At 62.0% G+C, this 20,677-nt stretch carries 18 protein-coding genes, 1 pseudogene and 1 riboswitch; of the genes and pseudogenes, 13 read left to right on the top strand and 6 right to left on the bottom strand.

The window, feature by feature from the left end; genetic code table 11:
• Positions 1 to 3 precede the first annotated feature (3 nt).
• On the bottom strand, positions 4 to 666 hold the full coding sequence (locus tag BBI10_RS17175) for an amino acid ABC transporter permease (RefSeq protein ID WP_065990414.1): 663 nt from the start codon (positions 664 to 666) through the stop codon (positions 4 to 6).
• Positions 667 to 741: 75 nt separating this feature from the next.
• Positions 742 to 1,590, bottom strand: a complete 849-nt coding sequence (locus BBI10_RS17170; protein ID WP_065990413.1) for a transporter substrate-binding domain-containing protein — start codon at positions 1,588 to 1,590, stop codon at positions 742 to 744.
• A 584-nt stretch (positions 1,591 to 2,174) separates the two neighbouring features.
• Between BBI10_RS17170 and BBI10_RS17165 the strand changes: the two genes are divergently transcribed.
• The 7 genes and pseudogenes from BBI10_RS17165 (at position 2,175) to BBI10_RS17140 (ending at position 9,211) form a co-directional block, all read left to right on the top strand.
• Positions 2,175 to 2,543: an NUDIX hydrolase gene (locus BBI10_RS17165; RefSeq protein WP_065990412.1), complete on the top strand. Its 369-nt coding sequence runs from the start codon at positions 2,175 to 2,177 to the stop codon at positions 2,541 to 2,543.
• 229 nt (positions 2,544 to 2,772) lie between these two features.
• Positions 2,773 to 3,549: pseudogene (locus BBI10_RS28655) on the top strand (PAS domain-containing protein); the annotation flags it as partial.
• Between the two features lie 84 nt (positions 3,550 to 3,633).
• The gene (locus BBI10_RS28650) at positions 3,634 to 4,083 is read left to right on the top strand and encodes a methyl-accepting chemotaxis protein (RefSeq protein ID WP_410933797.1); all 450 of its coding nucleotides are present in this window, start codon (positions 3,634 to 3,636) and stop codon (positions 4,081 to 4,083) included.
• 152 nt (positions 4,084 to 4,235) lie between these two features.
• The gene (locus BBI10_RS17155; protein WP_065990408.1) at positions 4,236 to 4,766 is read left to right on the top strand and encodes a GAF domain-containing protein; all 531 of its coding nucleotides are present in this window, start codon (positions 4,236 to 4,238) and stop codon (positions 4,764 to 4,766) included.
• 332 nt (positions 4,767 to 5,098) lie between these two features.
• Positions 5,099 to 6,685 (top strand): ABC-F family ATPase, encoded by a 1,587-nt coding sequence (locus BBI10_RS17150; protein ID WP_074883050.1) that lies wholly within the window; start codon positions 5,099 to 5,101, stop codon positions 6,683 to 6,685.
• A gap of 321 nt (positions 6,686 to 7,006) precedes the next feature.
• Entirely contained in the window at positions 7,007 to 8,233 is a 1,227-nt protein-coding gene (locus BBI10_RS17145; RefSeq protein ID WP_065990404.1) for an MFS transporter, read from the top strand.
• Positions 8,234 to 8,440: 207 nt separating this feature from the next.
• Positions 8,441 to 9,211 carry an endonuclease/exonuclease/phosphatase family protein gene (locus BBI10_RS17140; protein WP_244160391.1) on the top strand — a complete coding sequence of 257 codons (771 nt, stop codon included), beginning with the start codon at positions 8,441 to 8,443 and terminating at the stop codon, positions 9,209 to 9,211.
• Positions 9,212 to 9,223: 12 nt separating this feature from the next.
• Here BBI10_RS17140 and BBI10_RS27595 read toward each other — a convergent pair whose 3' ends face one another.
• A complete protein-coding gene (locus BBI10_RS27595; protein ID WP_167355805.1) occupies positions 9,224 to 9,388 on the bottom strand; it encodes a hypothetical protein in 165 nt (54 codons plus the stop codon).
• Between the two features lie 226 nt (positions 9,389 to 9,614).
• Here BBI10_RS27595 and BBI10_RS17135 point away from each other — a divergent pair, with 226 nt between their 5' ends.
• The 5 genes from BBI10_RS17135 to BBI10_RS17115 all read left to right on the top strand — a co-directional run bounded on the left by BBI10_RS17135 (position 9,615) and on the right by BBI10_RS17115 (position 14,799).
• The gene (locus BBI10_RS17135) at positions 9,615 to 10,610 is read left to right on the top strand and encodes an aldo/keto reductase (protein ID WP_065990399.1); all 996 of its coding nucleotides are present in this window, start codon (positions 9,615 to 9,617) and stop codon (positions 10,608 to 10,610) included.
• Between the two features lie 60 nt (positions 10,611 to 10,670).
• On the top strand, positions 10,671 to 11,393 hold the full coding sequence (locus BBI10_RS17130) for an aspartate/glutamate racemase family protein (RefSeq protein ID WP_065990397.1): 723 nt from the start codon (positions 10,671 to 10,673) through the stop codon (positions 11,391 to 11,393).
• Between the two features lie 220 nt (positions 11,394 to 11,613).
• Positions 11,614 to 11,807, top strand: a riboswitch (cobalamin riboswitch).
• A 144-nt stretch (positions 11,808 to 11,951) separates the two neighbouring features.
• On the top strand, positions 11,952 to 12,953 hold the full coding sequence (locus tag BBI10_RS17125; RefSeq protein WP_065990395.1) for an ABC transporter substrate-binding protein: 1,002 nt from the start codon (positions 11,952 to 11,954) through the stop codon (positions 12,951 to 12,953).
• A gap of 11 nt (positions 12,954 to 12,964) precedes the next feature.
• Positions 12,965 to 13,996 (top strand): FecCD family ABC transporter permease, encoded by a 1,032-nt coding sequence (locus BBI10_RS17120; protein ID WP_065990393.1) that lies wholly within the window; start codon positions 12,965 to 12,967, stop codon positions 13,994 to 13,996.
• Entirely contained in the window at positions 13,993 to 14,799 is an 807-nt protein-coding gene (locus tag BBI10_RS17115; protein WP_065990391.1) for an ABC transporter ATP-binding protein, read from the top strand. Before BBI10_RS17120 ends, BBI10_RS17115 begins: the two co-directional genes overlap by 4 nt.
• 614 nt (positions 14,800 to 15,413) lie before the next feature.
• Here BBI10_RS17115 and BBI10_RS17110 read toward each other — a convergent pair.
• Both BBI10_RS17110 and BBI10_RS17105 read right to left on the bottom strand, forming a co-directional pair.
• The gene (locus BBI10_RS17110) at positions 15,414 to 16,688 is read right to left on the bottom strand and encodes a glucarate dehydratase family protein (RefSeq protein ID WP_065990389.1); all 1,275 of its coding nucleotides are present in this window, start codon (positions 16,686 to 16,688) and stop codon (positions 15,414 to 15,416) included.
• 31 nt (positions 16,689 to 16,719) lie between these two features.
• Positions 16,720 to 18,063 (bottom strand): MFS transporter, encoded by a 1,344-nt coding sequence (locus tag BBI10_RS17105; RefSeq protein WP_065990863.1) that lies wholly within the window; start codon positions 18,061 to 18,063, stop codon positions 16,720 to 16,722.
• Between the two features lie 169 nt (positions 18,064 to 18,232).
• Here BBI10_RS17105 and BBI10_RS17100 point away from each other — a divergent pair, with 169 nt between their 5' ends.
• A complete protein-coding gene (locus tag BBI10_RS17100; protein WP_065990387.1) occupies positions 18,233 to 19,141 on the top strand; it encodes a LysR substrate-binding domain-containing protein in 909 nt (302 codons plus the stop codon).
• Positions 19,142 to 19,234: 93 nt separating this feature from the next.
• Here BBI10_RS17100 and BBI10_RS17095 read toward each other — a convergent pair whose 3' ends face one another.
• A complete protein-coding gene (locus tag BBI10_RS17095) occupies positions 19,235 to 20,524 on the bottom strand; it encodes an MFS transporter (RefSeq protein WP_065990385.1) in 1,290 nt (429 codons plus the stop codon).
• Positions 20,525 to 20,677: the final 153 nt, after the last annotated feature.

The raw sequence follows: 20,677 nt of genomic DNA, 5'->3' as shown, positions 1-20,677 counted from the left end.
CTCCTAGCGGCGAATCGCCAGACGCTGCTCGAGGTAACGCAGCAGCATGGCAATGAGGTAACAGGCGGCGACGTACAGCGCCGTGGTCACCAGCCAGGTTTCAATCACCCGGTAGCTCTCGACGTTGATCTTGCGCGCGTAATAGGTCAGTTCCGGCACCGCGATGGCAGCGGCCAGCGACGTGTCCTTGAACAGCGAAATGAAGTTGTTCGACAGCGCCGGCAGCACGTTGCGCAACATCACCGGCACGACGATGTACGCGCGCACCTGCCATTCGCCGAGGCCGATCGCCAGCCCCGCTTCGCGCTGGCCCTTGTGGATGCTCAGCAGGCCAGCGCGGAACACTTCGGTCAGATACGCCCCGGCATACAGCGACAGGGTGACGATGAACGACGGGATCTTGTCCAGACGAATGCCCAGGCTGGGCATGGCAAAGTAAATCAACAGGATCAGCACCAGAATCGGCGTGTTGCGCACCACGGTCACGTAAATCGACGCGACGATCCGCAGGGCGCGGTAGCGGGACAGCATCGCGAATGCTGCCAGCATGCCGATGACGCAACCGATGGCGATGGAAATCAGGGCCAGTTCCAGGCCGAGCCCCAGCCCTGCCAGCAGACTGGGGAAATCCCGCCAGACCGCTGCAAAATTCAGCTGATAATTCATGGTCAGCAGTACCTGGGGCGGGACGGCATCACGGCCGTCCCCGCCCCCTTCAGTGGGCGACGCGAGCGGCGCGGGTTATTTGTATTCCATCGGGAAACCGATCGCCGGGGTCGGCAGGTCCACGCCGAACCACTTCTTGAACGACTCGGCGTACATCGGGAATTCAACGCCGGTCATGGCTTCATGCAGAGCGGTGTTGACGAAGTTCAGCCAGTCCTGATCGCCACGTTTGACGGCGCACGCGTAGGTTTGCGGGCTCCAGGCGAACGCGGGCGAACGATAGCGACCGGGGTTCTGCACCATCAGGTATTTCACCGACGACTGATCGGTGGCCGCCGCATCGGCGCGACCGGAGTTGATGGCCTGGTACATCAGGTCGACGCTGTCGTACTGGTCGACTTTCGCCTTGGGCAGCGCCTGATGCACCAGCTCTTCGGCGTAGACGTTCTGCAGCACGGCAACGGTGACGCCATCACCCGCGCCTTTCAGGTCGTCGATTTCCTTGTACTTGCTGTTGCTCGGCAGCAGCAGCGCCACGCCTTCGCGGTAATAAGGCAGCGTGAACTCCACCTGCTGGGCGCGGCTGGCAGTCACCGTGATGAACTGGCAGCTCATGTCGACTTTATCCGTCAGCAGGTTCGGAATTCGCGCGTCGGAGGACTGCACGACAAACTCGACCTTGCTCGGATCATTAAACAAGCCCTTGGCGACGATGCGCGCGATGTCGATATCAAAACCCTGCAACTTGCCGTCCGCACCCTGAAAGTGCCAAGGGGCATTGGTGCTCCCGGTACCCACGATGAGATGGCCGCGCTGCAGGACGTTGTCCAGCTTGCTGTCGGCGGCATAGGCCGTCGTTGCCAACGTTGCTGCCGTTATCAGGGCCAATGCACAAGCTTTCAAAGAAAGGGATCCGCGCCGCATGAGAGAAACTCCGCCGGTTGTATTTATTCCGCTATAGCGGAACCTTGTTTGCCACAACGGAATAGACAGCAGAAAGTGTGCCACAGAGTCAGGCGGTAAAAGAAGCGGCGAGAATCACCGGTGTTTTCAATCACATGGGTTGAAATCCAGGTGCGTGCAGGTCGAAACGCCACGCGGGCTGACCAGACTCCGCGCTACGGATCACCCCACACAGTGCGCACAGGGCCCCATCGGCGTGCACTCCGCGCCAATAACGCGCATCACGGTTTGCGTGCCAAGACCGTTCATCGCGCCAAGGGCACGATCCGCCCGCCAAAGAACCCAATCAGCGCGTTGGTTAAGTAGTGGCATATTGGTTCATGTTGGCACCCCGCCCATCAGGCTGAACAAGACACCGTCTGGCTGGTTATCCCGACACACCCCTCAATCGAGCTATGGTTTTCTTAATACCGGCCGATTCAGGAGGATGAAGGGAACATTGGCACCGTTACTGCTTCAAACGTCTTTATGAAGCTTTTATGACAGCCGCGTGAATACCCAGGGACGGCGGCACTTTTACGGGTTGTACGGTGGAGGAACCCCCAATGAAACAGCGAGCCACAGTCATCTGCCGCAGGGACAACCAGATCCTTTACGTGCGCAAATCCAACGCCCGGTGGAACCTTCCCGGCGGCAAAGTCGAAGCCGATGAATCGCCTGCGCAGGCCGCTGCGCGCGAATTACGTGAAGAGACCGGTCTGATCCTGGAAGACCTGGCGTACATCACTCGCTATGAGGGCGGTGCCGTGTTGCATCACGTGTTCGAAGTGTCGGTGACGATGATCGCCACCCCTGCCCCCCACAACGAAATTGCCGACTGCAAGTGGTTCACCAGCAAAGAGCTGGGCGACCAGAAAGTCAGCCCAGCGGCGAAGTCCATCGTGAAGGCTTTTCTGACCAACGCCATTTATTAAGTGTTGTTGAGAGGCGTTCACAGGTTTTTCACATCGGGGGCGATACTCTTCACTTGCTCCTCCAAGACTGACTTTAAGCCCGCACCCCCCATCGCGGGCTTTTTCTTGCCCAAAATTCCTCCCGCCCCCCTCCTTTTCTCCCTGCCTGATCTATAAACATTCTGACGACCGGGCTTAATTTCGGCATCCGAACGCCGACAGTTAAGTGAGCATATCCAAGGAGCGGCAGATGTTTAATTCCAAAATCAAAAAGCAAATGTCCACTCTGAGCTCGGAGCTGGTCGCGCTGAAAAATTTTCACGACGCCCTCATGCAGCAAATGCTGTCGCTGACCGTGGATGCCGACCTGCGCATCACGGACGCAAACAGCAAATTCTGCGCAGCCATCGGTTACTCCCATGACGAGCTGGTTGGCCAGCCCATGGCGGCGTTCATTCCGACCTACGTCGCAACCCTGCCGTGCTTCCGCGACTTCAAATTAGCGGCCGTCAACGGCACTGCGGTGACCGACGACTACCGCTTCATCAGCAAAGGCGGTTCGCTGATCTGGATTCACGCCACGTGGTCGCCGCTGAAGGATGATCAGGGCCGTGTGGCCGCCCTCAAATGTCTGGCCACCAACGTCACCGCCGAAGTCAACAAGGCCCGGGAAAACGAGTCGTTCATCAACGCCCTGCTGCGCTCGACAGCGGTCATCGAATTCGACCTCGGCGGCCACGTGCTGAAGGCTAACCAGTCCTTCCTCCAGGAAATGGGCTACAGCCAGGATCAGATTCTCGGCAAGCACCACAGCCTGTTCTGTGACCCGAAATTCGCCGCCACCGAAGACTACAAAGCGTTCTGGAAACGCCTGAACAACGGCGACTTCGTGGCCGACCGGTTCAAACGCATCAACAGCCGTGGCGAGGACGTGTGGCTGGAAGCGACCTACAACCCGGTCCACGACACCCAGGGCAAGCTTTACAAGGTGGTGAAATTCGCCACTGTCATTACCGATCAGGTACGTCGCGAAGCCGAAATCAGCGTCGCGGCCGGCACAGCCTTCGAGATCTCCCAGCGCACCGACGTCTCGGCGCAGCGCGGGGCAGCGGTGATCAACAACACCGTGGAAACCATGAACGGCATCGCCGACCAGATGCTCTCTGCCTCCCATGGCATGGAAGCGCTGGGCAAGCAGTCGTTGCTGATCAGCACCATCGTGCAAACCATCGGCGGCATCGCCCAACAGACCAACTTGCTCGCCCTCAACGCCGCCATCGAAGCCGCCCGTGCCGGCGAACAGGGCCGGGGGTTCGCCGTGGTGGCCGATGAAGTGCGTCAGCTGGCCGGACGCACCAGCACGGCGACCGAAGAGATTGTCGCGGTGGTGCAGCAGAACCAGAAACTGGTGGATGATGTGGTCAAGGACATGGGCAGCACCCGCGCCCAGGCGGAGCAAGGCCTGTCGCTGGCCAACCAGGCCGGCAGCGTGATCGTTGAGATCCAGGAAGGCGCGCGTCAGGTGGTGGGTGCCGTCCAGCGGTTCAACCACCAGCTCTGACAGCGGCCGCACCCGCCTTTAACTCGGGGTCCCCCATGACAAATGGTCGCAGCGCGCCGAGCGGGAGATACGCTTGCCCTACAAAATGCTAATCTGCGCCACATATGTGGCCCCATCCGGGTATGCCACCCCACGTTGACATGGAGCCGACAATGGCTTTGGATTCCCTGCTCTGCCCGGATTTGCTGACCATCGCAGAGCGTTCGGCGATCGCCGAGGTTGAAGCGACGACGAATATCCTCAGGCTCGTGACGCGGCTGACCGGCATGCGCTTTGCCGGTATTGCCAAGTTCACCGACTCCGAGTGGGTCGCCTGCGCGGTTTATGACGAGATTCACATCGGCATCCAGGAAGGCGAAGTGCTGGAGCTGGAAACCACGCTGTGCAACGAACTGATCGCAAACCCGAAAGCGCTGATCATCCCCAGCATCAGCCAGAGCGAGCGCTATGCGGGTCGCCCGGTGGTCAAGCAATACGCCATCGAGAGCTACATCGGCGTGCCGATCAGCCTGCCCGACGGCCAGCTGTTCGGCGCCTTGTGCCTGCTCGATTCCAAAGCCAGCACCTTCGAAAGCCCGGACCTCGTCGAAACCCTGGGCCTGTTCTCCCGGCTGATCGGCTGCATCGTGTTCTCCCATTACAGCACGGTGAACAAAGTAAGGACGCAGGTCGAGCACGCCTGATCCGGTGATCCTCACCGGCGAGCGGCGGTAGGTGGATAACCAAGACGGTGTTACACTGCCGCGCCTTGAATTCGCATGCGCCGCTTGAGCCTTTCACGGGGTCGCGGCGCGCGCCCCAGACATGTGCGTCCTCCGGCGCACAGCAAGCGTGGTCGATGCAGGTCGGTCACCCGCTGAACCCGTATCGGACGCTGCTCCCGTTCACCCATCTTCATCAGGTCATGTCGCCGTCATCGGTGACGTGCAGGCTGCTGGTTGGATCACGAGCAATCGCCACCAGGCGTCGAAGGCCATCGCCAATCAGCCCCTTGTAAACAATCCAGGATAAGCAATTGATTTCCACAGCTAACATCACCATGCAGTTTGGCGCCAAGCCGCTGTTCGAGAACGTTTCGGTCAAATTCGGCGGTGGCAACCGCTATGGCCTCATCGGCGCCAATGGCTGTGGCAAGTCCACCTTCATGAAGATCCTCGGCGGCGATCTGGAGCCGTCCGGCGGCCAGGTGATGCTCGAGCCGAACGTGCGCCTGGGTAAATTGCGTCAGGACCAGTTCGCCTACGAAGACTTCTCTGTCATCGACACCGTGATCATGGGTCACGAAGAGCTGTGGAAGGTCAAGGCTGAGCGCGATCGCATCTATTCGCTGCCGGAAATGACCGAAGAAGACGGCATGGCCGTGGCCGAGCTGGAAACCGAATTTGCTGAAATGGACGGCTACACCGCCGAATCCCGCGCCGGCGAGCTGTTGCTCGGTCTGGGCATCGGCATCGAGCAGCACTTCGGCCCGATGAGCGAGGTCTCCCCTGGCTGGAAACTGCGCGTATTGCTGGCCCAGGCGCTGTTCTCCGACCCTGAAGTGCTGTTGCTCGACGAACCAACCAACCACCTGGACATCAACACGATTCGCTGGCTGGAAAACATCCTGACCCAGCGCTCCAGCCTGATGATCATCATTTCTCACGACCGTCACTTCCTCAACAGCGTGTGCACCCACATGGCTGACCTGGATTACGGCGAGCTGCGTCTGTTCCCGGGCAACTACGACGAGTACATGACCGTGGCGACCCAGTCCCGCGAGCAGTTGCTGTCGGACAACGCCAAGAAGAAAGCCCAGATTTCCGAGCTGCAGTCGTTCGTCAGCCGCTTCTCGGCCAACGCCTCGAAAGCCAAGCAGGCCACCTCCCGTGCCAAGGCGATCGACAAGATCCAGCTGGCCGAGGTCAAGCCTTCGAGTCGCGTCAGCCCGTTCATCCGCTTTGATCAGAACAAGAAGCTGCACCGTCAGGCGGTCATCATTGACCAAATGGCCAAAGGCTTCGACGGCAAGCCACTGTTCAAGAACTTCAGCTTCCAGGTTGAAGCCGGCGAACGCGTTGCGATCATCGGCCCGAACGGGATCGGTAAAACCACCCTGCTGCGCACCTTGGTCAATGAACTGACCCCGGATGCCGGCACGATCAAGTGGACCGATGCGGCAGAGCTGGGTTACTACGCCCAGGACCACGCCCACGACTTCGAAGACGATGTCACCCTCTTCGACTGGATGGGCCAATGGACTCAAGGTGAACAAGTCATTCGTGGCACCCTGGGCCGGATGCTGTTCTCCAACGACGAGATCCTCAAGTCGGTCAAGGTGATCTCCGGTGGTGAGCAAGGCCGCATGCTGTTCGGCAAGCTGATCCTGCAGAAGCCGAACGTGCTGATCATGGACGAGCCGACCAACCACCTGGACATGGAGTCGATCGAGGCGCTGAACCTGGCGCTGGAGAACTACCCGGGAACGCTGATCTTCGTCAGCCACGACCGCGAGTTCGTATCGTCCCTGGCCACCCGCATCATCGAGTTGAGCCCAAGTGGCGTGACCGACTTCAGCGGCACCTACGACGATTACCTGCGCAGCCAGGGCGTCGCGTTCTGATCAGGGCAATCCGCTGACAGAGTGAAGCTGAAACCAGGGAGCCCCGTCCACCGTGACGGGGCTTTTTTGTGACAGTGGGACCGGCGTTGGCCGGGAAGACGCCAGGCCAGGCGCCGCCAATCCTGCGGTGTGACCTCCGACGCGTTCCCGGCTAAAGCCGGTCCTACGAAGGCAAATGCGAACACTCGTAGGACCGGCTTCAGCCGGGAACGGGCAAGTCCGGCCGCCGTCTGACCCCGGATAAAAACCGTTAGCCAGCTTTCATTTCCCGACCCCACGGGCGATGATGCGGCACTCCCACCGCTCCAGCGAAGAGTCCCCATGTCTGCCGCCCAGCCGCCTGTTTCGCCTGTCAACACGCCTGCCAGCGACGCCAGTTCGATGGCGATCACCCTGCAAATCATCTCCATCGTCGTCTACACCTTCATTGCCTTCCTGTGCATCGGTCTGCCCATCGCGGTGATGCCCGGTTACGTGCACAACCAGCTGGGTTTCAGCGCGGTGGTCGCGGGGCTGGTGATCGGTGCGCAGTACCTGGCGACGCTGTTGAGTCGCCCGGTGGCCGGGCGTATCTGCGACACCATCGGCACCAAGCGCGCCATCGTTTACGGGCTGTCCGGCATCGCGTTGAGCGGCGTGCTGACCCTGGCGGCGATCCTCCTGGAGCGTTTCGCAGACGTCAGCCTGACAATCCTGATCATCGCCCGCCTGTTTCTCGGCGCGTCCCAGGGCTTGATCGGCGTGGGCACCATCAGCTGGTGCATCGGCCAGGTCGGTTCGGAGCACACCGCCCGCTCGATTTCCTGGAATGGCATTGCGTCATACGGCGCCATCGCCATTGGCGCTCCCCTTGGCGTGGTGATGGTCGGGGCGCTGGGCTTTGCCAGCCTGGGGTTGGTGCTGTTCGTCCTGGCGGCCGGGGCGTTGCTGTTGATCCGCAACAAAACGGCGATCCCGGTGGTGCGCGGCGAGCGCCTGCCGTTCTTCTCGGTGTTCGGCCGGGTGGCGCCGTTTGGCCTGAGCCTGACCCTGTCCTCCATCGGCTACGGCACGCTGACGACGTTCATCACGTTGTTTTACGTGGCCCGTGGCTGGGAAGGCGCGGCCTGGTGCCTGACGGTGTTCGGCATCTGTTTCATCGTCGCGCGTTTGCTGTTCATCAACGCGATCAACCGCTTTGGCGGCTTTCGCTCGGCGATCGTCTGCATCACGGTGGAAACCCTGGGTCTGTTGCTGCTCTGGCTGGCACCCGACACCACCTTCGCCCTGATCGGCGCAGGGCTGACCGGTTTTGGTCTGTCGCTGGTCTATCCCGCGCTGGGCGTCGAAGCCATCAAGCAGGTGCCCAACAGCAGTCGCGGTGCCGGGCTCAGCGCTTACGCGGTGTTCTTCGACCTGGCGCTGGCCATTGCCGGACCGCTGATGGGTGCCGTGGCGCTGGGCATGGGCTATGGCTGGATTTTCTTTTTCGCTGCAGTGTTGTCGGTGGCGGCGCTGACGCTGGCGGTGGTGCTGTCGCGCAGGACGCCGGTCGATACGCGGGTGTAGAGAACGCGCGGTATAACGGCTTCCCGGCTAAAGCCGGTCCTACAGAGGGAAGCGGCCGGCGATCATGCCACTAAATGGCTGTTGAAATCCCCCGGCTAGAGCCGGTCCCACCTAAAAGCTGAACTGCCGCCTCGCGTCCCGGTCGGAATAGCACATCCCCCGAACAGGAGTGAGGGCGTGACCCACGACCCCTCTGGCTCGAACGCTATCCCTCCGGACCCGGCCACGTTGCGCGAAGTCCACAAACTGCGCGTGCTGACCGTGAACACCCACAAGGGCTTCACTGCACTGAACCGGCGTTTCATCCTGCCGGAATTGCGTGAGGCCGTGCGCAGCACCGGTGCCGATCTGGTGTTTCTCCAGGAAGTCCTCGGCGGGCATGACCGCCATGCCGCCAAGTACGAAGACTGGCCCGACACGCCGCACTACGAATTTCTCGCCGACAGCATGTGGACGGACTTCGCCTATGGCCGCAACGCGGTCTACCCCGACGGTCACCACGGCAACGCGCTGCTGTCCAAATACCCGATCCTGCATTACCGCAATCTGGACATTTCCATCACCGGGCCGGAGCGCCGCGGCCTCTTGCATTGCGTGCTGCAGGTGCCGGGGCATGCGGAAGTCCATGCGATTTGTGTGCACCTCAGCCTGTTGGAGAGCCATCGGCAATTGCAGCTGAACCTGCTCTGCGACCTGCTTGACTCCCTGCCCGAGGACGCCCCGGTGGTCATCGCCGGCGATTTCAACGACTGGCAGCTGCAGGGCAACAAGCGCCTGCAGCGCTGCGGCTACCTCCACGAAGCCTTCGAGCGCAGTCAGGGGCGGTTGGCGAAGACCTATCCGGCGCGCTTCCCGATGCTGCGCCTTGACCGTATCTATTTGCGCAACGCCACCAGCCACCACCCGAAAATCCTCGGCACGCGGCCGTGGACGCATTTGTCCGATCACCTGCCGCTGGCGGTCGAAGTGCATCTGTAATGAGCTACGCCGTCATTTATCCGGATCGATCAGGGGAACCGTGGCGTCACGATCAAACTGGGAACCCGGGTCTTCGTTACCCGGATCCATATCGGCATCGAGTTCCGTTTCCGGCTCATCGGGCTGATGCCCAGGGTGCGGTGCAAGCGGCGCAGCATCGGGGGAGTGAGATTGCATGGCAGTTTCCTCGTTTCGGTAGGTTTGCTGAAGACTCTATTCAATGCGTGGAGCTTAGCAGGCGCCTCAGGTGCAACAAGACCGATCGACACTATCAAGAACACCTATGGCAATCAGCAGTCAGTAAACAAGCCTCGCCGCTTTCGTCGCGCTGTTCCTTATCGGGCGAAGACGGCGTCATGAGCCGCGCATCCAGACACGCCTCACCGCACAGGAAAAAATCCCCATGAGTCTGCACGACAAGATCATCGGCCGCCTCGGCTTCGGCTCCGCGCCCTTGGGCAACATGTTTCGCACCATTGACGAAGACGAAGCGGCAGCCACCGTTCAATCCGCCTGGGACCAGGGCATCCGCTATTTCGACACCGCACCCATCTACGGCGCCGGCCTGTCCGAGCAGCGGGTGGGCAAGGCACTGGCGGGCATCCCCCGCGACCAGTACACCTTGAGCACCAAAGTCGGCCGGCTGATTTCCGATGAGATCGACACCGAAACGCGCAGTGGTCCTTTCGCCGAAGGCCTGAAAAACAAGATTGTCACCGACTACTCCGCCGACGCCACGTTGCGTTCCATTGAAGCGAGCCTGAAACGGCTGAACACCGACCGACTGGATATCGTGTTTGTCCACGACGTCGCCCAGGACGCCCATGGCGATGCCTGGATCGAGCATTTCAACATCGCTCGCACCGGCGCTTTCCGCGCCCTCACCCGTCTGCGCGAAGAAGGCGTGATCAAGGCCTGGGGCCTGGGCGTCAACCGCGTCGAGCCGTGCGAACTGACTTTGGACCTGGAAGAAGCCCAGCCAGATGGCTTTCTGCTCGCCGGTCGTTATTCCCTTCTCGACCATGACCAGCCGCTGCAACGGCTGTTCGACAAGGCCCGCCAGCACAACGCCGAGTTCGTCGTCGGCGGGCCTTACAGCTCCGGCGTGCTGGTGGGCGGCAAGCATTTCGAATATCAGGAAGCGTCCCAGGCGATGCTCGACAAAGTGGCGCACATCCAGGAAATCGCTCGGCAGTATCAGGTCGACATCAAGTCGGCAGCGCTGCAGTTCGTCCTCGCCAATCCGCTGGTGGCAGCGGTGATTCCAGGCGCGAGCCGGCCGTCGCGGATCATCGAAGACGTTACCGCGCTCAACGCACAGGTGCCGGATGGTTTCTGGCAAGCCATGCGCGATCAGGGCTTCATTGCCCTGCAGGCGCCGGTCCCCGGCAAAGACTGATATCGTGCCCAATGACGCCGGGCCAGACGCCCGGCTTTGTTCCCTGCGCGAGATCCGTCCATGCGAATTCTGATCGTCAACGTCAACACCACTGAATCCATGACCGAGACCATCGCCGAGCAGGCCCGCAGCGTGGCCTCGCCCGGCACCGAGATCATTGGTCTGACCCCGCGCTTCGGCGCCGAGTCGGTGGAAGGCAATTTTGAAAGTTACCTCGCGGCCATCGCGGTGATGGACCGGGTCATGTCCTACGAAGGGCCTTATGACGCGGTCATTCAGGCCGGTTATGGCGAGCATGGCCGCGAAGGTTTGCAGGAGCTGCTCGACGTGCCGGTGGTGGACATCACCGAAGCGGCGGCCAGCCTGGCGATGCTGCTGGGGCATAAATACGCGGTGGTCACCACGCTGGACCGCACTGTGCCGCTGATCGAAGACCGCCTGAAGCTGGCCGGGGTGTACGAGCGCTGCGCCTCGGTGCGGGCCAGCGGCATGAGCGTGCTGGAGCTGGAGGAATCGCCGGAGCGTGCGGTCGAGGCAATCGTCGAGCAGGCCATCGAAGCGGTGAACCGGGACAAGGCCGAGGTGATCTGCCTGGGCTGTGGCGGCATGGCCGGGCTGGATCAACTCATCCGCGAACGCGCGGGCGTGCCGGTGGTGGATGGGGTCACCGCAGCGGTGGCACTGGCGGAATCGCTGGTGCGTCTGGGATTGAAGACCTCCAAAGTGCGGACCTACGCCACGCCACGGCCCAAGAAGATCGTCGGTTGGCCGTTTAAGCTCTAAGCCGGTGGTGTTGAGCTCACGCCGATGGCGCTGCAAACACATACCTTGTGGGAGCGAGCTTGCTCGCGAAGACGGCATTCCAGCCGCTGAAGATCAAGTGAATGTACCGCCTCTTCGTGAGCAAGCTCACTCCCACAGGTGTTGCGTCCGTCCAGTTACTGCGAGGTGCCAATACATCTCCGGCACACCACCGCCGCATTCGCCTCCACCCGCCGAATCGTTTAGTATCCCCGCCGCCGGTTTCCACTCGGAATTAATAGGGAATCCCGGGCGCGTCATCGCGCTCAAACGGAACTGTCCCCGCAACTGTAGGCGCCGAGCCCTGCTTCCTGTTTGCCACTGGGTCACCCCGGGAAGGCCGAAGCATGGCAATGAAGCGCCAGTCAGGAGACCTGCCGGCCAGCATATTCATTCACCGGCGGGGTGTCCGGGGAAGGACTCCCGTTCGTGCGTCGTTTCGCGCACGCTGTGCGCGCCCCCACTTTCAGGGCGCCTGCCGGGATGGACTTTCCAGCGCCTGCTTCGCCAAGCAATCAGGCTTTCTGGAGATCGCTGTTCATGCCGCTGCGCCGCCTCGCCGCCCTGTTCGTCACGCTGACCTTGCCCACCGCCGCGCTCGCGGCGTCGACGGCCTACCCCTTGACCGTGGACAACTGTGGCGAAGCGCTGACGTTCAACCACGCGCCGCAGAAAACCGTGACCATCGGCCAGGCCGCCACCGAAATGCTCTATGCCCTTGGCCTGGGCCCGAAGGTCGTGGGCACGTCACTGTGGTTCAACCCCGTCCTGCCCCAGTACCAAACCCTCAACGACGGCATCGAGCGCCTGGCCGACAATGCGCCGAGCTTCGAATCGGTGATCGGCAAACGCCCGGATTTCGTCCCGGTGCAGTTTGAGTGGATGGTCGGCCCACAGGGCGCGGTCGGCACCCGCGAGCAGTTTCGCGATTTAGGCATTTCCACCTACATCCTGCCCTCCGATTGCGAGGGCAAGAACAACCGGGTCGGCGCCGACGGCACGCGCCTCGAAGCCTTCCGCATCGAAACGCTGTACAAAAGCCTCGGTCAGCTGGCGCAGATCTTCGATGTGCAAGACCGTGGCGAGCACCTGATCGCGGATTATCAGGGGCGGCTGGCCAAAGCTGTGGCGCAGGCAAAAGCCCATGCCAACCCACCCGTCTCGGCGGTGTTCTGGTTTTCCAGCCCTGACATCAACGTCGATCCGTACGTGGCCGGGCGCAAGGGCATTCCCAACTTCATGCTCGACACCCTCGGCATGCGCAACGTCATCGACTCCGATGAGGAATGGCCGACCGTGGGCTGGGAAACCATCGCCAAGGCCAACCCGACCGTGCTGGTCATCGCACGCATGGACCGTCGCCGCTTCCCGGCCGACGATCACGAAAAGAAGCTGGCCTTCCTCCGCTCTGATCCGGTCACCCGCAATATGGATGCAGTGAAAAACAATCGCATCGTGATCATGGACGCCAGCGCCATGGAGTCCAGCGTGCGGCTGTTTGACGGTATCGAACAGCTGGCCGGGGCCACTCTCGCGCCATGACGTCTGTCGGCATGCTCCGGTCGAGCGTCGTCCGCATCTTCGGGCATGGCGCTTGGGCCATCGCATTACTGGCGTTGGCGGTGCTCGCGGGCGTGGCGATCGGCGAGACGTCGATCAGCCTGCCGGTGATCGTTCAGGTGCTGGCGAACAAGCTGTGGGCCGCGGGTTTTCCCCTCGACCCGATCGACGAGGGCATCGTCTGGAATTACCGCCTGACCCGGGCCATCGTTGCCGCCACCTGCGGTGCAGGGCTGGCGGTGTCGGGCGTAGTTTTGCAATCGCTGCTGCGCAACCCCTTGGCCGACCCCTACTTGCTGGGCATTTCTGCCGGTGCTTCAACCGGCGCGGTCTTGGTGGCGATCATCGGCATCGGTGCCGGGACGATCTCCCTGTCCACCGGCGCATTTGCCGGGGCGATTGCCGCCTTTGCGCTGGTCGCCCTGCTCGCCCGCTCCTCTCGGGGCCAGACCGCTGCGGGCCAGATCATCCTGGCGGGCATTGCCGGGTCCCAGCTGTTCAACGCCCTGACGTCCTTCCTGATCACCAAGTCGGCCAATGCCGAGCAGGCCCGCGGGATCATGTTCTGGCTGCTGGGCAATCTCAGCGGCGTGCGCTGGTCGTCGGTGGCGCTGTCGGTGCCGGTCGTGGTCCTCGGTTTGCTGGTGTGCCTGTGGCATCGGCGCGCGCTGGATGCGTTCACGTTTGGCAGCGATTCGGCCGCGTCCCTGGGCATTCCGGTGCGCCGGGTGCAGGCGGTGCTGATCCTCACCGCCGCACTGATGACGGCGGTGATGGTGTCGATTGTCGGCTCCATCGGCTTCGTCGGTCTGGTGATTCCCCATGCGGTGCGCCTGGTGGCGGGCGTGCGCCATGCCCGGTTGCTGCCCTTGAGCGCCCTGATCGGCGCGCTGTTCATGATTGCCGCCGATGTGCTGTCGCGCACCTTGATCAAGGGTCAGGTGTTGCCGATCGGGGTCATCACGGCGCTGGTGGGCGCGCCGGTGTTTGCCATGATTCTGGTCCGCGGGAATCGTCCTCGATGAACGCGCGTCAGGAGGTGTCCGGCGCCATGCTCGAAGGCAGCGACCTGAGTTACTCGGTCAAGGGCGCGCCACTGCTCAGCGGGGTAAGCCTGGCGATTCGGCCGGGGGAAAACCTGGGGGTCGTCGGGCCCAATGGCTCGGGGAAGTCGACGCTGCTGAAGTTGCTGGCGGGGATTCAAACGCCGTCCCAGGGCGACGTTCGCCTGGGTGGGCAGCGCTTGTCGGCGTTGAGCCGGCGAGACATTGCGCGGCAGGTGGCGGTGGTGGAGCAGCATGCGCAGACGGGTGATTCGATCAGTCTGTTGCAGGCGGTTGAGCTGGGCCGTACGCCGTGGCTGTCGGCGCTGGCGCCGTGGGGTGAGGTTGATGACCGGATTGTGGCGCAGGCGTTGGCGGATGTGAGTTTGCAGCACCTGGCGCATCGGGCGTGGCATACGTTGTCGGGCGGGGAGCAGCAGCGCGGGCATATTGCGCGGGCGCTGGCGCAGCGGCCGCAGGTGTTGTTGCTGGATGAGCCGACGAATCATTTGGATATTCAGCAGCAGTTGTCGATTTTGCGGTTGGTTCAGCAGTTGCCGGTGACGACGGTGGTGGCGTTGCATGATTTGAATCAGGCGTTGGGGTGTGATCGTCTGGCGGTGATGGATGGCGGGCGTTTGGTGGCGCTGGGGTCGCCGTTTGATGTGTTGTCGCCGGAGCTGTTGGGTGACGTGTTTGGGGTGCGGGGGCATTGGTTGGTTGATCCGTTTGACGGGGCTCGTCTGCTAAGGCTGAGGGCGCCAGAATCACAAGCGTCTGCCTAGGGGCAGACTGTTTCGCCTTCGGCGAGTTACTTTTAAAAAGCACTAAAAGTAACCAAAAGTGCCTGCTCTCGGCTTGGCCCGACTTCGTCGGGTTCCCTCACTCCGACGACGCTCCGTGGGCCCGCGCCGAACGGACATCCATGTCCTGACGGCGCTCTCGCCGCATCCATGCGGCTCGGCCCACTCCGCGTCGTCTACGTTCGGCCTGCACCAAAGTCGCGATTGGCGGTGTCTGGACCTTCTGCGCAGGAAGATCAAAAGCAGATCAAGAGCAGATCAAGAGCAGATCAAGAGCAGATCAAGAGCAGATCAAGAGCAGATCAAGAGCTTCCCGGCTGAAGCCGGTCCTACGGGCGCGTGCGGTCTTTTAGTGGGACCGGCTTTAGCCGGGAAGAGGCCGGTGACGGCAACGGAAATTTCGCTGCCCAACGCTGATCGTTCCCACGCTCTGCGTGGGGATACATCCGGCACTGGAGGATCTTCGGGTTTTTCCAAAGGGGACTTTCCAAAGGGGACTGATTTATTTACAACGCTTCACCGTAAATTAATCTGTCCCCGGTCTGTCTGTGTCTGGTCTCGCTTCCGACCCGCCCTGGTAATGACTCCCTCCAACCTCAATACCGTGGCTTCACCGCCTTCCACTCCGGTTTGTATTTCTGCATTTGCCGCACGTCGTCACGCTGGCGAATGCCGCACGTTAGATATTGGTCGTTGAGTTTGCCCAGCTGGTCGTAGTCCAGCTCCAGTCCCAACCCGGGCTCGCGGGTGAGGTGGACGCAGCCGTCGATGATGGGGAGTTTGCCGCCTTTGATGACCTCTTCGTCCGGTTCTTGCCACGGGTAGTGGGTGTCGCAGGCGAAGTCGAGGTTGGGGACGGCGGCGGCGACGTGGGTCATGGCCATGAGGCTAATGCCCAGGTGGGAGTTGGAGTGCATGGAGACGCCGAGGCCGAAGGTGTCGCACATTTTTGCCAGCGCCTGGGTGTCGCGCAGGCCGCCCCAGTAATGGTGGTCGGCGAGGACGATCTGCACGCTGTTCAGCGCGACGCTGCGGCGGAATTCGTCGAAGTCGGTGACGACCATGTTGGTCGCCAGCGGCAGGCCGGTACGTTTATGCAGTTCGGCCATGCCGTCCAGCCCGGGCGTCGGGTCTTCGTAGTATTGCAGGTCGTCGCCGAGCAGTTCGGCCATGCGGATCGAGGTGTCCAGGGACCAGTTACCGTTCGGGTCGATGCGAAGCGGATAGCCGGGAAAGGCCTTTTTCAGCGCCTTGATGCACGACACTTCGTGTTCCGGGTCCAGCGCGCCGGCTTTCAGCTTGATGCTCTTGAAGCCGTAGGCGTCGATCATCCGCCGCGCCTGGGCGACGATCTGTTCTTCACTTAGCGCTTCTCCCCAGCTGTCTGGCGCGTAGGGCGAATCGGCGTGTTGGGCGTATTTGAAGAACAGGTACGCGCTGAACGGCACGCGGTCGCGAACGGCACCGCCCAGCAGGTCAACCAGCGGCAGATTCATTGAACGTGCCTGCACATCGAGAAACGCCACTTCGAACGCCGAATAGGCATTGCTCACCGCTTTGCTGGCGTGAGAACCCGGCGCCAGCTCGGCACCCGCCATTGAAGCAGGTTTGTTAGCCGCCACCGTAGCGTTGACCACCGCCCGCAAGTGGTTGAGGTTGAACGGGTCCATGCCGATCAACTGGCTTTGCAACTGCTGTTGAATCGCCAGGGCCGGCGCATCGCCGTAGCTTTCGCCGAGGCCGAGGTAGCCGTTGTCGGTTTCGACTTCGATGATCGAGCGCAGGGCGAAGGGCTCGTGGATGCCGCTGGCGTTGAGCAACGGCGGATCGCGGAAGGCAATCGGGGTGACGGTGACGCGTGTGATTTTCAAATGACTTCTCCCGGTCAATCAGGGTTCGAGGCTAGGGTTTAAGACTGGTATGGGGGCTGAGCGCGCTGGCTGCAGGCCGTGGCGCAGCGTCTTCAAGCTTTGGGCGGTGTGGGTCGCTCTTCGGCGTGGTGCGGACGAAGAAGATCACCACGGCCGCTACCAGCGAGGTCAGCGCCAGGCCGTACATGCCGCCTTGAATAGAGCCGGTTTTCTGCTCCAGAAAGCCGAACGCGGTGGGCGCCACGAAGCCGCCGAGGTTGCCGATGGAATTGATCAGCGCGATCACCGCCGCTGCGATGCGCGCGTCCAGATAGCCTTGGGGAATGGGCCAGAACAGCGCCGACGCCGCCTTGAAACCGATGGCCGCAAAGCAGATGGCGACGAAGGCGAAGATCGGCCCGCCGACGGTGGACATGAACATCCCGCACGCGGCAATCACCAGGGTGACCGCGACCCACGCCTGTTGATGCTTGAAGCGTGCAGCCAGCGCCGCGAAGCCGTACATGGCGATGATCGAGATGATCCACGGGATCGAGTTGAACAGGCCGACTTCGAAATCGCTGAGGCTGCCCATCTTCTTGATCATGCTCGGCAGCCAGAAGGTCGCGCCGTAGATGGTCAGGGCCACGGAAAAGTAGATGAAGCAAAACAACATGATCTGCCGGTCTGCGAGCAGCTTGAAGATCGACGGCTTGACCACTTGCGCCGCCTCCCGGGCGCGCTGTTCGGCGTCGATGGCGCTGATCAGTGCGCCCTTCTCTTCTTCGCTCAGCCACTTGGCGTCGCGGATATGGGACTGCAGCCAGAACCAGACGAAGCCGCACAAGGCGATGGAAGCAAAGCCTTCGATGATGAACATCCACTGCCAGCCGTGCAGGTTCATACCGCTGACGCCGAGCAATGCACCGGACACCGGCCCGGAAATCACCGACGCAATGGCCGAGCCGCTGAGAAAGATGGCCATGGCCTTGCCGCGTTCGCTGGAAGGCAGCCATTGGGTGAAGTAATAAATGATGCCGGGGAAGAACCCCGCTTCCGCCGCGCCGAGGATGAAGCGCAACACGTAGAAGCTGGTTTCGCCACGGACGAAGGCCATGGCCATTGCCGCAGCGCCCCAGGTGAACATGATGCGCGTCAGCCAGGCGCGGGCGCCGAACCGTTGCAGGAGCATGTTCGACGGAACTTCGAACAGCGCGTAGCCGACGAAAAACAGACCGGCGCCGAGCCCGTAGGCGGCGGCGCCGATGCCCAGGTCGGTTTCCATGTGGCTGCGGACGAAGCCGATGTTGACCCGATCGATGTAGTTGACGATGAACATGATCACGAACAACGGCAACACATGACGCTTCACCTTCGTGGCCGCACGGGCCAGCACGGTGGAATCGGCGCTGCTGAGGGGTGCAGGGGTGGGAACGGTGCGGTTCAAGGTGCGACTCCCGGTCTTTGTATTTTTTGTGGGATAGCGTGGAATGAACCGATCATGGACCGAGGCATTGTTCCCGTCTAATCTAGATTGACTGTTGATTGATACCTGGATTAGATCAATGTTCGAGCTCGCCCAGCTGCGCTGCTTCACCACCGTCGCCACCGAACTCAACTTCCGCCGGGCTGCCGAGCGGCTGAACATGACCCAGCCGCCCCTCAGTCGGCAGATCCAGTTGCTTGAGCATTCGCTGGGGGTTCAGCTGTTCAACCGCAACACCCGCAGCGTCGCGTTGACCGCGGCGGGCCGGGCGTTTTTCATCGAAGCGCAGACGCTGCTGGAGCGGGCGCATCAGGCGGCCATCGCGGCGCGCCGCTTTGCCGAAGGCGACATCGGCTCGGTCACTATCAGTTTCGTCGGCAGCGCGGTGTACGAGTTTCTGCCACGGGTCATCGCCGAGGCGCGGCAGAACCAGCCCCACGTGAAAATCTCCCTCACTGAACTCAACACGTACCAGCAACACGAAGCCCTGCGCGCCCGGCGCATCGACCTGGGCATCGTGCGGGCGCCGCTGCTGCAGCCCGGTTACGAGACCGAATGCCTGGTCCGCGAGCCGTTCGTGCTGGCGGTGCCCAGCAGTCATCCGCTGGCGAACGCCCAGCGCATCAACGTGCAGGACCTCGACGCCCAGCCCTTCCTCATGTACTCGCACTCGGCCTACCCGCCGTTCAACGAACTGCTCACCGGCATGTTTCGCTCCGCGCAAGTGGCGCCCGAATACGTGCAGTGGCTGGGTTCGTCGCTGACCATCCTGGCGCTGGTGAACGCCGGCATGGGCCTGGCGTTGGTGCCACGCTGCGCCACCAACGTGGTGTTCAAGGGCGTGACGTTTCGCGACATCGATCTGGGTGAAGGGGTGCAGAGCGAGCTGCATCTGGTGTGGCGCTCGGACAACGACAACCCGGCGTGTCAGATGCTGCTGGAAGCGATTCGCGCGGCAGTGAAAGCCGAAGGGCGCACCGCGCAGTAGGACCGGCTAGAACGCCGACTTGTGGGACCGGCTTTAGCCGGGAAAGCGTCAGTGGGCACCCCGCAGAAGTGGTGCCCGCATCTGTTTCAACATTCAGGTGCGCTGGGCGACCGCCGACGCGTCCAGCGGCGCGGCATCCTCCGGCGTCGTGGAAAACGGCTCGATCTTGCCGACGATGAACAAATAGCTGAACGCCCCCAACAGGGCAAACGCCCCGGCGGTCATCAGCGGCGCAGTGAACGAGCCGTTGCCGATCACCAGCATGAAGCCGGTGAAGGTGGTGATGAAGATGCCAGCGGTGTTCGACGCGAAGTTCTGGATGCCGCCGATCGACGCTACGTGGGCAGGCGACGGCGCCACATCAGCCGGCAGGCACCAGATGCTCGCGCCGGCGAACGCCAGGCTGGCATAGGCCAGACTGAAAAAGCCGAGCATCGCCCAGGTGCTGTCAACGAACACCGACAGCGAAATGCTTGACGACATCAGCATGCCGCCGACGATGCAGGTCTTGCGCGCGGCGGTCAGGCTCCAGCCCCGGCGGTACAGCGCGTCGGACGTCAGTCCGCCGATCCAGCCACCGACGATGGACGCCACCGCCGGGATGGTGCCCAGCGTACCGAGGGATTTCAGCGAGAAACCGCGCTCGGTGACCAGATAGGTCGGGAACCAGGTGATGAAGAAATAGATCACGAAGTTCAGGCAGAAGAAGCCCAGCATCATCCCCCACAGGGTGCGGTGGCGAAACAGCGAGGCCCATTTCACTTTCGGCCGCGCGGCGAGGGTTGCCGCCTTGCCTGCCTCATGCTGCTCGATGGCGGCAACGGCTTGGGGCTCTTTGTAGATCAGGAACCAGCCCACGACCCAGATCAGGCCCACCGCGCCGGTGATGATGAACGACGCGCGCCAGCCCCACAGCTCGATGATCAGCGCCACCAGCGGGATCGACAGCGCCGAGCCGACCCGCGAACCGCTGTCGAAGATGCTGGTGGCAAAGCCGCGCTCCTTGACGTCGAACCACTGGCTGACGATTTTCGCGCAGGACGGATACGCCCCCGCCTCGCCCACGCCGAGCATCAGCCGGCAACCGAACATCGACGCCAGGCTGCTCGCCGCCGCCGTGGCCGCCGTGAACAGCGACCACCAGGCCACCGCGAGGGGCAGCGCGATGCGCGCGCCGACCTTGTCGACGAACCAGCCAAACGGCATTTGCATGAGTGCGTAGGTCCAGAAGAAGCCGCTGAGCAGCAGGCCCATTTGCCCTGAGCCCAAGGCGAGTTCTTTCTGGATGTAAGGGGCGGCAACCGCGAGGTTGGCCCTGTCGATGTAGTTGATGGCCACCGCGAGGAAGCACAGAAAAATTACCAACCAGCGCCCTTTCTGCATGGCGAGTCCTCCTAATTATTTTTATGAGTAAGACGTCGTTTGAGCTTCGCATAGCGCCCTGGCCTTGATTCACACGCTGCTCAACGAGGGATAAAGCACCCGTCGAGAACCGCGGAATTGGCCTGACCAAATATCCGAATGCAGCGGATACTA

The organism is Pseudomonas graminis (genome assembly GCF_001705435.1).
Lineage (GTDB): Bacteria > Pseudomonadota > Gammaproteobacteria > Pseudomonadales > Pseudomonadaceae > Aquipseudomonas > Aquipseudomonas graminis_B.
This window is presented reverse-complemented; position numbering and strand designations above follow the sequence as displayed.

What these genes read in the sequence shown, in the direction of transcription:
- BBI10_RS17175 (WP_065990414.1), bottom strand. Translation starts at nt 666, where the DNA reads ATGAATTATCAGCTGAATTTTGCAGCGGTCTGGCGGGATTTCCCCAGT.
- BBI10_RS17170 (WP_065990413.1), bottom strand. Translation starts at nt 1,590, where the DNA reads ATGCGGCGCGGATCCCTTTCTTTGAAAGCTTGTGCATTGGCCCTGATA.
- BBI10_RS17165 (WP_065990412.1), top strand. Translation starts at nt 2,175, where the DNA reads ATGAAACAGCGAGCCACAGTCATCTGCCGCAGGGACAACCAGATCCTT.
- BBI10_RS17155 (WP_065990408.1), top strand. Translation starts at nt 4,236, where the DNA reads ATGGCTTTGGATTCCCTGCTCTGCCCGGATTTGCTGACCATCGCAGAG.
- BBI10_RS17145 (WP_065990404.1), top strand. Translation starts at nt 7,007, where the DNA reads ATGTCTGCCGCCCAGCCGCCTGTTTCGCCTGTCAACACGCCTGCCAGC.
- BBI10_RS27595 (WP_167355805.1), bottom strand. Translation starts at nt 9,388, where the DNA reads ATGCAATCTCACTCCCCCGATGCTGCGCCGCTTGCACCGCACCCTGGG.
- BBI10_RS17135 (WP_065990399.1), top strand. Translation starts at nt 9,615, where the DNA reads ATGAGTCTGCACGACAAGATCATCGGCCGCCTCGGCTTCGGCTCCGCG.
- BBI10_RS17130 (WP_065990397.1), top strand. Translation starts at nt 10,671, where the DNA reads ATGCGAATTCTGATCGTCAACGTCAACACCACTGAATCCATGACCGAG.
- BBI10_RS17125 (WP_065990395.1), top strand. Translation starts at nt 11,952, where the DNA reads ATGCCGCTGCGCCGCCTCGCCGCCCTGTTCGTCACGCTGACCTTGCCC.
- BBI10_RS17120 (WP_065990393.1), top strand. Translation starts at nt 12,965, where the DNA reads ATGCTCCGGTCGAGCGTCGTCCGCATCTTCGGGCATGGCGCTTGGGCC.
- BBI10_RS17115 (WP_065990391.1), top strand. Translation starts at nt 13,993, where the DNA reads ATGAACGCGCGTCAGGAGGTGTCCGGCGCCATGCTCGAAGGCAGCGAC.
- BBI10_RS17100 (WP_065990387.1), top strand. Translation starts at nt 18,233, where the DNA reads ATGTTCGAGCTCGCCCAGCTGCGCTGCTTCACCACCGTCGCCACCGAA.
- BBI10_RS17095 (WP_065990385.1), bottom strand. Translation starts at nt 20,524, where the DNA reads ATGCAGAAAGGGCGCTGGTTGGTAATTTTTCTGTGCTTCCTCGCGGTG.